Here is a 13,271-nt window from a genome sequence, read left to right on the forward strand (position 1 = left end):
GATCTGGCCCGCCTGGTACCACCGGACCGGACGGTCACGATTGCAGGCGTGGCTGCGGTGCCGCTGCGGATCTGGCCCGCACGGGGGACGGAACGGGCCGTCATCCTTGCCCTGCATGGCTTCAATGACAGCCGCGATGCATGGGAACACCCCGCCCCCGCGCTGAATGCAGCCGGCATGACCGTCATTGCCCCAGACCTGCCCGGTTTTGGCCAGACGGCGCAGCGTGGCGGATGGGCGGGAACGGACGCCCTGCTGCATACCGCATCCGGCCTTCTGACCACGATTGGGCGTGAACATCCCGGCGTGCCCGTATATGTCATGGGGGAAAGCATGGGCGGCGCGCTGGCCATCGTGCTGGCCTCCCGGCCCGATACGCCGCCCGTGGCGGGGTATATCCTGCTTGCCCCCGCGGTATGGGATCTGGATACCGGCACGCGCACGACCACGCACCTGATCGCAGCACTGGCCCCCCGGTGGCGGCTGAGCGGGCGTGAACTGCCCGTCCATGTCACGGCGGCCGATGACATGCTGGCCCTGGCCCGCCTGTATTATGACCCGCTGACCCTGCGGGACACCAGCACGACGGCGCTGTCCGGGCTGACAGACCTCATGCACCGCGCGGCACAGGCTGATGCGCACATGCACGGGCGCGTGCTGGTGATCTATGGCGGACATGACCAGATCATTCCCGCGCCAGCCATGGCACAAGCCTGGCGGCACATGCCACAGGACACGCGGCATGATTACATTCCCGGCGGCTACCACCTGCTTCTGCGCAGCCGTGACGCTGACCGGGTCACGGCGGACATGACCAGCTGGATCATCAGTCCCGACAGCTTCCTGCCTTCGGGCGGGGACATGGCGGCGGCAGCATGGATGGCGGACCAGAAAGGCCGCGCGGCCCCCCTGCCCGTCCTGCCGGGGTGGATGGACTGGGTCGCGCCGCAATGAATTTTCCTGATTTCAGGGGTGGCATTCGGCCTGATCCCGATGTATGCAGAGCGGAAGTGGACTCGTAGCTCAGCTGGATAGAGCGTCGCCCTCCGAAGGCGAAGGTCGAAGGTTCGAATCCTTTCGAGTCCGCCATATATCCTGAAAAATAACAGAAAACTGCGGTTTGATAATCGAGTTTGCCAATCTGTTCCAATCTTCGCATCGCATCTCCAGCCAGTTTCATCTGCCTGACAGCGCGCGCATGGCGTTCGGTCTTGGCCAGCATTCAATGCCCAGTGATGGCGACAAGCTGAATCTCGCAAACAACGATACTATATTTTGGTACTGGCATAGGTAAGCCAATTAAAGGCTTGGTATGTCGAATGAAACCCCGTCGCCGCAGTCGGCTGGCTCTTGCCGTCCAAAGACGCCTTCCAGAGCACTTCGTTACGGGCCATATGCTTCGGGTGCGATATTCCTTGAGCCTTATCCACAGGTTTTCAACCAGATGCCAATGTTCAATCCTGTACAAAATCAGGTGGAACGTCCCAGCCATCGCCTTGCGCGCAGGCCGGCGACAGGTGCTTGCATGGCGCCATGCACCCCGGACGAGGCAGGTGAAGGCGGGCTGATGGAAACGGGGCAGACAGGGATGCGTTGGCTGGAAGACACCTTACGGCATTCCCGTCATACGCAGTTCAGGGGCATCGTTTCATGGCAATACCACGCATACTCAGGATCACCCTTCTGGGGTCTATCATGTCATCGGGCATGGCCATGGTACTGGGCCGTAGCCAGACGGGCGCATATGGTCCGGGCGTAAACTGCACCGCGCACTGGCTGTATGGCGACGGGGCCGCGCATGTGGGCCGGGCGCGCGGACGGGTCACCCTCGTGGGGCTGGCCACCAACGCCGCCGCTACCATGTTCTGGGCATGGCTGTATGACAGGGCGCTGGGCAGGCAGCCGGGCCTTATGCGCAAGCTGGCTGTTACCGCAGCCCTCGGCCCGGTTGCGTATATGGTGGATTACAAGGCCACGCCAAAGCGCTTTACGCCGGGGTGGGAATTGGTAATGGCGCCGCGCAGGATGGCGCTGGTCTATCTCTCGATGGTTATCGGCATGGCGCTGGGCGCGCGCAGGCGCGGGGTAGATGCGGACGCTGTCCGGCCATGACATTACGGATCCATGACGGATGCGAAGCCACCGCCACCCGCACCCCGCTAGAAGGCGGCCTGCTGGGCTGGGCTGCGGTATCCATGCTGGGAATGTGCCTGTTGGGTGTGCGCTTGGTGCCCCGGCCACTTGCGCCCCTGGTGCTGCGGTTTGCGCGCATATGGGTGGCAGGGCTGTTCTGCTTCTTTGGCGGGGTACATCGGGGTGCGAGTTTTTACAACCCGCGTGGGCCGCAACTGTCCGACCCGGTCATTTTCCTGGCCATGCACTTCATGGGGCTGGGCATCATGATCCTGCCGCCGCAAGCCGCGTGGCGCCTGGCCGCGCCGGGCATGCTGGCCACGCTGGGCAGTGACCTATACCTGGCGCGTGGGCACAGGCTGCCGCGTTTTTTCCTGCGCCTGCGCCCGCTGCAGCTTATGGTGGCATCCGGCCTGATTGCACTGCTGGGCCAGATCGGGCAGGCGCATGCCGGGCGGGCGCAATCAGGTTGATTACGCCCTTGCGGCGGATTCAGGCAGGACATGACCTGTACCATCCTGCGTCCGGGTATGCCGGGAAAATAAACCGGCGTTCATCTCGTTAATGTTGCAGCATGGCTGTGCCCTGTGGTGACGGGTAACATCTCATTCCATGATATGGCACGGTTACACGCATGGCGGTTGCAGCCGTCATGACCGGTTCACGAACACGGAGCATATCCATGACCCAGGCGTCTGTTACGGAAACTACGACAATCCGGGGACTGAAACATCCCGTCTCGCGTATTGCGCTTGGCACATGGGCCATTGGCGGATGGATGTGGGGCGGCCCGGATGACCGCAACGCCATTGCCACCATTCAGGAAGCTGTAGATCTGGGCATAACGCTGGTCGATACGGCCCCCGTCTATGGCTTTGGCCATTCGGAAGAAATCGTGGGGCAGGCCCTTGCCGGGCGGCGTGACAGGGTGGCGATCGCGACCAAGGTCGGGCTGGATTGGAAGGACGACCACAAACCGTTCCGCAATACGTCACCGGCCCGTATCCGCAAGGAAATCGAGGATTCGCTGCGCCGCCTGCGCACCGATTACATCGACCTGTATCAGGTCCACTGGCCTGATTCCGCCGTGCCGATGGATGAAACCGCACGCACGCTGGAAGATCTGGTCAAGGAAGGCAAGGTTCTGGCGCTTGGGGTCAGCAACTTCACCATTGCCCAGATGGATGCCTTCCGTGCGGTCGCCCCGCTGGCTGCGGTGCAGCCACCTTACAACCTGTTTGAACGCGGGATGGAGCATGACATTCTGCCCTACGCACGCCAGCATGACCTGACCATCCTTGCGTATGGCCCGCTGTGCCGTGGCCTGCTGTCGGGCAAGATGACGGCGCAGACGAAATTTGGTGCAGATGACCTGCGCAGTGCGGACCCGAAGTTCCAGCCACCCCGCTTTGCCCAATATCTGGAAGCCGTGCGCCAGTTGCAGGACTTCGCGCGCGAGAAACATGGCAAGTCGCTGCTGGCGCTGGCCATTCGCTGGGTACTTGATCAGGGACCGACCATTGCCCTGTGGGGCGCACGCCGCCCGGACCAGATCGCAGCGGTTGCCGACGCAATCGGCTGGCACCTGAGTGCCGATGACCTGCGCGAAATCGATACAATCCTCAGGACCTGCATCAAGGATCCGGTCGGGCCGGAGTTCATGGCGCCTCCGGGTCGCTGACAAGGTTTCGTACCCCGATGACCAGAGACAGGCTGCTCCGCCTCCATTTCATTGCCCATGAAAATGCTCAGGACGGGCTTCTGACCGCGCAACCGGATGGTACATATAAAAGCGGCGCGTGGGGCAAAATGCGGAAAATCCTGCCACAGGTCATCGGGGCCGAAATCCACCTGCACGAAAACCAGAGGGCGGCATCATGGTGCCGCGGGCGCATTACCGCATGGGAACATGCGGAAAATCATCCCGGCCGCATCACCTTCACATTCATGCCGGACAAAACCATCGCACCCGCCACGGCCAGGCGATGGGGCATGGAACAGGCCCGCGTATGGGATGGTTGCGACAGTATGGAAAACACCTGACCATGACAGGCCACCCCGCATGGAAATGGATCGCACACGGGACGGCCGGGTTACCGAAATACCCACTCGGATCGGTCAGATACCATAAGATCGCTGCCTGATCTTACGAATAGCGCCCCCATGGTGTCTGCATTCATATTGACTGAACGGGCGTGTCCCGCAAAATCGGCATGAACAGAAAACGTCAGCCATGCTGATCGCAGCGATTCCCGACCCGGGCGGGGCAAATGGAGCGACCGATGACACCCTTTCCCCTGCGGGGCATGCTTGTGGCCAGCGCCTGCGCGCTTGGTTTCTTCCACCTACCCTGCATCCTGCGCCCGGCCCATGCGCAGCAGGCGGAAGAACACCATGGCCCCACAGCGGAACAGCGCGCGGAAATCCAGCGTGCGGTGCATGAGGCCATCCAGCAGGACATACGCAAGGTGGCGCAGTACAAACTGCCCAAGGACTTCTTCGCCCGTATGCTGCCCCTGATCCGGCAGATCAGGCGGGCCAACATCATTCCCCCGACCCAGACCACCAACATGACGCTGGCCACCACCATCCGACGCACGCAGGCCATGCCACAGCTTCTGGCAATCCTGCAGCAGCATGACATGTCGGCGGAGGATTTTGTCATGAGCCTGACCACGTTCGAAATGACAAACGCCATGGTCCAGGCGCCCCCGCAAAAGACAAAAGACACACCGAAGCTTGATAAGGATAACGTCAGACTGATCCAGTCCCATCAGGCACTGGCGCAGGCGCTGGTGCATGATATGGATAGCGAAAGCGAACACCTGCAATAAAAGACCATGAAACTTTCTGATGAAGCTTTTTTCAAAAAGCTTCAAGGAACACCGCATTTTTGGAAAAAGGCGGCACTCAAAAACTTTTATCATTTCTTATCAATATTTTATTTTGCGGTTCTGTTTCCCGGGCAATGCCATCGCGACAGCATGGCAGATGTCAGGGTGCAGCTATTGCCAGTCGTGCAATCTTTCCGGATATGACCGGCATTACTGAACACATACCGTTGTAAAGGCTGGCGCGTGCCGGTCCGGTCGTGTGGATGATGGACGGTGTTGGTCATGCAGACCGGAACAGGCAGATCGGACTCTGGGGCAACGACGGACGGCGTACCCACCCGCAATGGGCTGCGTGCACGGCTGCATGATATCCTGGCCGGCCTGTCGCTTGCCTCCATGAACATTCCGCAGGTTCTGGGCTACACACGCATTGCCGCCATGCCAGCGGTAACGGGGCTGTACACGGTGTTGCTGCCGCTGGTGGCGTTCGCGTGTTTCGGGGCCTCGAAACATCTGGTCGTCGCAGCCGATTCCGCCACCGCCGCCATTTTTTCCAGCGCGGTGGGCCGCATGGCGACACCGGGCAGCACGCATTACATGGCGCTGGTCAGCATGGTTGCCCTGCTCAGCGCGGGCTTCCTGCTGGTGGCGCGCCTGTTCCGCCTGGGCTTTCTGGCGGATTTCCTTTCCCGCACTGTGCTCGTGGGGTTCCTTGCCGGGGTGGGGGTCCAGGTGGCACTTGCCATGACGCGCGACATGCTGGGCATTACCACCACGGCGCATAACCCGCTACTGCAGCTGTTCCAGACACTGGCACGGCTTTCGCATGTCAATGTCCCGACCCTGCTGCTGTCTGCCTGCATCGTGGCCATTATCATGACAGGGGACCGGCTGATGCCGCGTGTGCCGCTAGCGCTGGTGACCGTGGTGGGCACGATCGTGGCCAGCATGACCTGGGGCCTGTCGCGGTTCGGGATCGAGACCATCGGTCCGATTGCGGGGGGCCTGCCCCGCCTGTCCATCCCCGCGGTGTCATGGAATGACGTACTGGCGCTACTGCCGGCCACGACATCATGCGTTTTTGTCATCATTGCGCAAAGTGCCGCGACATCACGCGCCTTTGCCCTGCGCTTTCATGACCCGGTGGATGACAACGCAGACATACTGGGTCTGTGCGCCGCCAATGCGGCGGCGGGGCTGAGCGGGACATTCACCGTAAACGGCAGTCCGACCCAGACCGCGATGGCCGTGCGGGCTGGCGCGCGCAGCCAGCTTGCGCAGCTGACATTTGCCATTGTCACGATGCTGGTGCTGGTGTTCCTGACCACGCCGCTGCAGTACCTGCCACGCTGCGTACTGGCATCCATCGTCTTTACCGTGGCGCTGGGCATGATCGACCTGCGGGCGATGGCCGCCATCCGGCGTGAAAGCCCCGGCGAGTTCGGGCTGGCGCTGGTGACCGCCGCCGCTGTTGTGGGCATCGGGGTGGAACAGGGCATCTTCCTTGCCATCGCGCTGTCGCTGTTCCGCCATGTGCGGCACAGCTACGAACCCCATACGATGATCCTGCGCCGCGATGGGCAGTCCGGCCTGCTGGAACCCTATGACGTAAGACCCGGACAGCAGACCGCGCCGGGGCTGATTGTCTATCGCTTCTGTGCCGATCTGTTCTATGCCAACGCCACGCGCTTCGCGCATGACATACGGGTGCTGGTTGACAATGCCCCCATCCCCGTCCGGTGCCTTGTGATCGACGCCAGCGCGATTACGGATATCGACTTTTCCGCCGCAAGCGACCTGCGCGACCTGTTCACGGCCCTGCGCGCCCGGCATGTGACCGTAATATTTGGCCGCGTCACCCCTTACCTGCGGGCCGACATGGACCGCCATCGTATCACCCCGGTCATCGGGCCTGACAATATCCATGCGCAGCTCCATACCGCCATCGCAGCGGCGCGACAGGTGATGGCAGGCAGCGACATCCCCTCTCCCACGATACATTAGGACATGTCAGGGATAGGGCGCAGGATTCTTTTGTTTGATACCTGCATGCATTCTGAATATATTTCATATTGTCAGAAGCGAAAAATAAAATACCCGCCTGACAAAACATAAAATAACGCAAAATATAATTGTGCGTTATTTGAAATAATACTCAAAATGCAACAAGCGGGGTGCTGGACTATTGCGCCCTGCCGACAGGATGAAAACCATGGTTTCTTCCAATGCACGCATTCCTTCCGCCTGGACCATTGCGGATGCACTGAAAGTGCATGCCGATGACCCGACCACCACCATGCCCGTCATTGCCCAGGATTTTCCGGTCATTGATGATGCGCTGTGGCAGTGGGACACCGGCGCCCTGCGCCGCATCACGGGCGAGACGGTTACCTTCAAGGGCTGGTACGTCATGTGGTCGCTCGTAGCCGAGCGCGCCCAGACCGGCAATGATGCCGCAGGCTGGCACAACCGCAACGCCTTTGCCTTTATCGGCTATTACTACAGCCGTAATGGCATTGACTGGACATTTGGCGGCCGTCTGCTCAACAAAAGCGCTGACCTGCGGCCCGATGAATGGTCGGGCAGCCTGATCATGCGCAAGGGGAGCGAGAACGTGCTCGACATGTTCTACACCTCCGTCAACACCGATACGAACCAGAGCGTACCTTCGGTTTCCTCCGGTCGCATCTATGCCGATGATACCGGTGTCTGGTTTGACGGGTTCGAAACCACGACCGAGATGTTCTCGGCCGATGGGCTGCATTACGCCAATGCGTCGCAGGACCCGTATTTCGACTTCCGTGATCCCCATCCGTTCATCAACCCGGCAGACGGACAGGTCTACTGCCTGTTTGAAGGCAACGTACCGGGCATGCGCGGTGAGTTTGTCATTACCGACCGTGAGGCGGGCAAGCTGCCGCCGGGCTACAATATTGGTGAAGGTGCCCAGTACGGGGCGGCTGCCATCGGCATTGCCCGCCTGGTTTCCTCTTACGAGAAAGGCGATTTCTCACGGTGGGAAATGCTGCCTGCGCTGGTTACCGCCCTTGGGGTGAATGACCAGACCGAGCGGCCACATGTGGTGTTTCATAACGGGCTGACCTACATCTTCACCATCAGCCACCATTCCACCTATACCGGCGGGCTGGAAGGGCCGGACGGCGTATATGGCTTTGTTTCGCGCCATGGTATTTTCGGTTCCTATACACCCCTGAACAGTTCGGGGCTGGTACTGGGTAATCCGTCATCCGCGCCATATGAAACGTACAGCCACTTCGTAGATCCGATGGGGTATGTGCAGTCCTTTATCGATACGCTGCCTGCACCGGGCACAGACCCGCAGAACCCGGCAACTTACCGTATTGGTGGCACGCTTGCCCCCACAGTGCGCATTGCACTGGTGGATGACCGGACATTCCTGACGGAAGTGCATGATTACGGGCAGATCTTTGCCTTTGACGAATGGGCCGATAGCCGCCAGCCGGATATCCGTCCCGCCACCTGAACATCATGTTCCAAACTTTGGGGAAGGTCGCCATGCGTGGCGGCCTTTCCTGACGGAAATCTGTGCCATGGATTACCCGATCTCACTTCAGAACATCCTTTCCCTGTTACCTACGCAATATGCGGGAGATGCTGTTGTCATCCTCTCTTTCATCATTTCGACCTGTGCATTACTGGCGCGTTTCTGTCGTGGGCCTGCACCGGGGTCGAAATGGGCCGTGGCATGGACGCTTGTAACGGCCCTGGCACAGACGCGCGGCGCAAACCCGCTTTCTGACCGTACGACAGTAGCCCCGCCTGAACAGAACACACCCCCTTCTTCAGATGGAAGCCATCAGGTCAAGCCATGCCTTCCCAAACCACCATCCGTACCGATCACCCCACGACACCAGCAGAAATGATAACTGGCGAGCAGATCCAGTTTTTACTTCAGAATTATTTAAAACATTCAAAAAAAGTAGATGAAACATATTGATCATGCCCGGCCATTCCCCTGTCCCGGGATATGGATCTGTAATGATTTCGTGCCGGCCCGGAGCCGATCGGCGCGGCCGCAGTTCTGGCAGGCCAATATGGCGTCAACACCCAAGATCTGTAGTCGCGTGAGCATGACCATAGGGAATCGCGCCTGAAGGGTGAATGTTATGTTGGCTGCCTTTTTGAAAACGCGGCATTCAAAAACTTTTTTTTATTCAGTCATTTCCAAACAGCTTCCGCAGCCCACCCATGACAGGTGCCACCACCGGTCATGGCCGCCATCGGTTGTCCATACCGTACCAAGGCGATACGATACCCGCTGTCGCACATCATTTCCGGACAGGATGGGAACAGGTCATGCAATGGGGTTGGGTCAGTGCGGCAACCACCATCACTTTCCAGATCCTGTTCATCATCCGCGTCCTACTCCGGCCCCACCGGCAGCCTGCATCACGCGTGGCATGGGTGGCCATTATCGGCTCCCTGCCCATCCTTGGCATGCTTGCCTACCTGATGCTGGGCGAGACCCATCTGAACGTGCGGATCCTCCAGCGTATCCGTACGGCGATAAGGCAGCTGCCCATTCCCGGCAAGACCAGCAACGCACTGATCGATGCCGAACATGATTTCGGGCTGCATCCGCGTCTTGCCCCGCTGTTCCGCGTTGGACAGTCCATCAGTGGTTATCCCCCCATGGGGGGCAACAACGCAGCCCTCATGGCGGATTCCGACGCCGCCATCACCGCCATGGTGGATGATATCAATGCGGCGCGGAAGCATGTGCATATCAGTTTCTATATCTGGCTGTCCGACAATAACGGCATGAAGGTGGTCGAGGCCCTGAAACGCGCGGCAGGGCGTGGCGTGACGTGTCGCGTCATGGCGGATGACCTGGGATCACGGCGCCTGATCCACAGCCATCACTGGCGGGACATGCAGGCGGCGGGTGTGCGGCTGGTGCGTGCGCTACCCATCGGCAACCTGCTGCAACGTCCCTTTCGCGGGCGGTTTGACATGCGCAACCACCGCAAGATTGTCGTCATTGACAACCGTGTAACCTATTGCGGCAGCCAGAACTGCGCCGATGCGGCGTTCCGGGTCAAGCCGCGCTTCGCCCCATGGGTTGACTTGGTCACACGGTTTGAAGGCCCTGTCGTGCTGCAGAACCAGCACCTGTTCGCAACCGACTGGTTCGGCCATACCGATGAAGACCTGACCGAACTGCTGGCCACGGCAGACATGCCGGCAGGGGATGGCTTCGTGGCCCAAGTCATCGGGACAAGTGCCGCCGTGCGCTATGCCGCGATGCCGGAAATTTTTGTATCCCTGATGAATGCGGCGGCACGGGACCTGACGGTGACAACACCCTATTACGTCCCTGACGAACCCATACAGGCCGCCCTGTGCGCGGCCGCGCGACGTGGCGTGAACACAACACTTACTGTTCCCACCCGCAATGATTCATGGATCGTCGCTGGCGCCAGCCGTAGCTATTACCGTGAATTGCTGGAAGCGGGGGTCAAGCTGTATGAATACCCGCACGGCCTGCTGCATACCAAAGCGCTGACAGTGGATGGGAAAATGACCATGATCGGGTCCGCCAACCTGGACCGGCGCAGCTTTGACCTCAATTTCGAAAACAATATTCTGTTCGTTGACCCTGCGTTCACGGCTGACATCCATGCACGCCAGCAGACCTATACCAGTGCCGCCACGCCCATCACGCTGGATATGGTCATGAACTGGCCGAAATACCGCATCCTGTGGAACAATGTGCTGGCGATGGTCGGCCCCGTTTTGTGAATAGGCATGATATAATATCAGCCCTTGAAAATTCTCCTGCCGGAACCGACATCTAGGACAAGAGCCCGACCGATTGCACGGGTAACCTGCATCGAATGGTAACAGGAGAAACCGGATCATGAGTGCCGCTGAAAACCTTCGCAAGCTCAGCCCTGAAGACATTCAGGAAATCACGAAGCATTTTGAAAAATCCCTGCACCAGCACAAATCTGAACTGCACAAGCAGATTACGGATCATCTGGCTGGCCTGAAGGGGGAAGTCCGCCTGCATGAAAACAAGATCCCGACCTACTGCAAGGTGTTCGGTTTCCTGATTCTCGCGGCAGCGTCCGTGGTCAGCTATGCCTTTGGTCGCAAGTCCGCGGAATAATCCGCCCTATCCCATCTGACCTGCCGCATATCCATGTAGCGGGTCAGGAACGGGAAACAGGTTATTTATCAGTCTTGGCTGTCGTAATGGAAGCCGGCACCGGTGTCGCTGTCGTAATGGATGTGGGCGCTGGTGTGGTTTCTTCTGCAGGTACTGCCGGCGTTCTGGGGGGATGGAACGCGGAAATCGGCCCCAGCGGGCCACGCTTTACATGCCGCATTGACGCAACCGGTTTGCGTACGCATCCACGTGTCACAATTGAACAGACCCCGTCAGAGCCGATGATTTCGTCATCATCGCCGCTGTAATGCAGGTCCACCACCTTGTCATCCTCGATCCGGATATCCGCGACACAGGTCTTGCCTGCGCCGCCTACGGTTGTTTCCGTCAGGTTGACCAGTGTCTGGAGGGGGACGAACGTTGAATCGTTCGTGGACGGGATATTTAGCGTGCGCGAATATTCAAATATCTGCACGTGATCGTCTATTTTCTTGATCTTGTCGGGAATGCCCACACATGACTGCACATCCGTGCTGTTCATGCCGATCATGGCAAGCTGCGCACGGTGCGCGGTACGGGAATCCGTATAACCACACCCGGCAAGGCCACCGACAGGCAACAGGACAATACACACGCCACCGATACGCGACAGGAAAGCATGGAAAAGGCGGTTGCTGCGGTAGGTCTCAACTATCATGCGGCTCAGTTACTCCGGGATGGGGACGGCAGTTCTGACAAGGCGGTTTCTGGTTCGGCCTTCATCAATCATCTTTCGCATATACGAAACAAGAATTCATGAAGGAAATCCCGTTTTCATGCACCCTGTCCATTCAGTCACACCGAATGTATAGCATTACGGCGTATGCTGGTATGAGGTTTTGTGTAAACCGTCCGGAATCCGCTTTCCCTGTCCGGTCGATGAATTCAGTGCGCGATGCCGGATCTGTCATACAATCCTGATAGAATTTCCGGGTGAATTTTTCCAGACAGATCCAGAAAACGCTTTCTTTTTAAAAAAAGCGCTATCAGAAAATTTGTTTATTATTAACTGGTTATTTTAATCCGCTTCTTGAAAAGTGCTTAAAAAGTCAGGCTAGGACATATCTTACAATCATAAGAAAGTTTTTGATGAAGCTTTTTTCAAAAAGCTTCGAATACCGCCGCATTTCAAAAAAAAGGCGGTGCCTGAAAACTTTTTTATCAATGAATTGTTTTCAAAAAATTTTTTATGCCAGATCGAAAGCGGACCGGCGTGGCAGGGATGATGATGTCATATCCGTCAGGCGGGGCAAATGATTGTGCATGACACTGGCAATCAGGTCATAATCCTGACCATAGATCTGGCGTATGCGTGCCATCTGGTCCGCACTGGGCATTTCGCTCCCACCGCCACCCACATTGGCATGACCGATGGGGGCAGGTGTATAATTCCGGACAAAATCCTGTATGCGGCACATGTCATCAAGCAGGAACAGGCGGTCCACCGCAACTTGCCCATGCTCATCGGTCAGGTACCAGGACTGGGGGCGGAAGATATGGTCCATGTCATACTGTGAATGGACATGGGCGATATGGTCCAAGGCGTCATCAATCCCGTTGAAGGCCATATAGGCCGGGCGGAATCCCTGCGCCACATGCCGCGCCGCGCTGCCACCCGCGCGGGCATAACGATAGGCGGACATGAAACGCCGCACCGGATCGCGCAGGATGGCAAAGGAAGGGAAGCCCGTCAGGTCGGGCATGCGACGCCGGAAATACCGGATGGTTTCATGCCCGATATCCATGCCGTACAGGGCACGCGCCACGGATGTCCCGGCATTCTTGGGCACATGGATAAACAGCACGCCCCGCGCACGTACCATATCCGCACGTTTAAGCCGCTTGGGACCAGGGGGATAGGGAATACGCAACGTCGCCAGACGTTCATGCACATCACTGGACATTCTGACCCGGAGGATAGGTTGCAGCAGCGTTTGCATGAACACGTCCATTCCACATGGGTTGATGTAATCAACAGGATCGGCACAGTATTATGCTGGCTGAAACCTTACGATGTATGAATAAAGGAAACGAAATGAAACGATTGCGCGGATTGGGCGGAACATGCAGGCGGTCCGTACAAGGCAATTCACCTTTCCCCGGCAGGAATG

The 13,271-nt window shown here is 58.5% G+C and carries 13 protein-coding genes and 1 tRNA gene; 12 read left to right on the forward strand and 2 right to left on the reverse strand.

What is annotated here, in order from left to right:
* From F1542_RS10500 to F1542_RS10555, 12 genes are all read left to right on the forward strand, one after another.
* Positions 1-954 (forward strand): alpha/beta fold hydrolase (locus tag F1542_RS10500; RefSeq protein WP_193732987.1); only part of this gene is annotated, 954 nt, incomplete at its 5' end.
* 58 nt (positions 955-1,012) lie between these two features.
* A tRNA-Arg gene (locus F1542_RS10505) sits at positions 1,013-1,089 on the forward strand.
* A 561-nt stretch (positions 1,090-1,650) separates the two neighbouring features.
* Positions 1,651-2,112: a hypothetical protein gene (locus F1542_RS10510; RefSeq protein ID WP_227672663.1), complete on the forward strand. Its 462-nt coding sequence runs from the start codon at positions 1,651-1,653 to the stop codon at positions 2,110-2,112.
* Positions 2,109-2,606 carry a hypothetical protein gene (locus F1542_RS10515; protein ID WP_193732988.1) on the forward strand — a complete coding sequence of 166 codons (498 nt, stop codon included), beginning with the start codon at positions 2,109-2,111 and terminating at the stop codon, positions 2,604-2,606. Before F1542_RS10510 ends, F1542_RS10515 begins: the two co-directional genes overlap by 4 nt.
* A 209-nt stretch (positions 2,607-2,815) precedes the next feature.
* A complete protein-coding gene (locus F1542_RS10520; protein ID WP_193732989.1) occupies positions 2,816-3,814 on the forward strand; it encodes an aldo/keto reductase in 999 nt (332 codons plus the stop codon).
* A 17-nt stretch (positions 3,815-3,831) separates the two neighbouring features.
* Positions 3,832-4,176, forward strand: coding sequence for a hypothetical protein (locus F1542_RS10525; protein ID WP_193732990.1), 345 nt, complete (start codon positions 3,832-3,834; stop codon positions 4,174-4,176).
* A gap of 239 nt (positions 4,177-4,415) precedes the next feature.
* Complete coding sequence (locus tag F1542_RS10530; RefSeq protein WP_193732991.1) at positions 4,416-4,967, forward strand: hypothetical protein; 552 nt, start codon at positions 4,416-4,418, stop codon at positions 4,965-4,967.
* 6 nt (positions 4,968-4,973) lie between these two features.
* A complete protein-coding gene (locus F1542_RS10535; RefSeq protein WP_193732992.1) occupies positions 4,974-5,171 on the forward strand; it encodes a hypothetical protein in 198 nt (65 codons plus the stop codon).
* A 78-nt stretch (positions 5,172-5,249) separates the two neighbouring features.
* Positions 5,250-6,971, forward strand: a complete 1,722-nt coding sequence (locus tag F1542_RS10540; protein WP_193732993.1) for a SulP family inorganic anion transporter — start codon at positions 5,250-5,252, stop codon at positions 6,969-6,971.
* A gap of 208 nt (positions 6,972-7,179) precedes the next feature.
* A complete protein-coding gene (locus F1542_RS10545) occupies positions 7,180-8,472 on the forward strand; it encodes a glycoside hydrolase family 68 protein (RefSeq protein ID WP_193732994.1) in 1,293 nt (430 codons plus the stop codon).
* Between the two features lie 833 nt (positions 8,473-9,305).
* On the forward strand, positions 9,306-10,751 hold the full coding sequence (gene cls / locus F1542_RS10550; protein WP_193732995.1) for a cardiolipin synthase: 1,446 nt from the start codon (positions 9,306-9,308) through the stop codon (positions 10,749-10,751).
* 118 nt (positions 10,752-10,869) lie between these two features.
* Complete coding sequence (locus tag F1542_RS10555; RefSeq protein ID WP_193732996.1) at positions 10,870-11,121, forward strand: hypothetical protein; 252 nt, start codon at positions 10,870-10,872, stop codon at positions 11,119-11,121.
* A 61-nt stretch (positions 11,122-11,182) separates the two neighbouring features.
* On the opposite strand, the gene F1542_RS10560 is transcribed toward F1542_RS10555, so the two are convergent.
* Complete coding sequence (locus F1542_RS10560) at positions 11,183-11,818, reverse strand: hypothetical protein (protein ID WP_193732997.1); 636 nt, start codon at positions 11,816-11,818, stop codon at positions 11,183-11,185.
* A gap of 529 nt (positions 11,819-12,347) precedes the next feature.
* Positions 12,348-13,064: a sulfotransferase family 2 domain-containing protein gene (locus tag F1542_RS10565; RefSeq protein ID WP_227672664.1), complete on the reverse strand. Its 717-nt coding sequence runs from the start codon at positions 13,062-13,064 to the stop codon at positions 12,348-12,350.
* Positions 13,065-13,271: the final 207 nt, after the last annotated feature.

This window comes from Komagataeibacter sp. FXV3 (assembly GCF_015155755.1).
Lineage (GTDB): Bacteria > Pseudomonadota > Alphaproteobacteria > Acetobacterales > Acetobacteraceae > Komagataeibacter.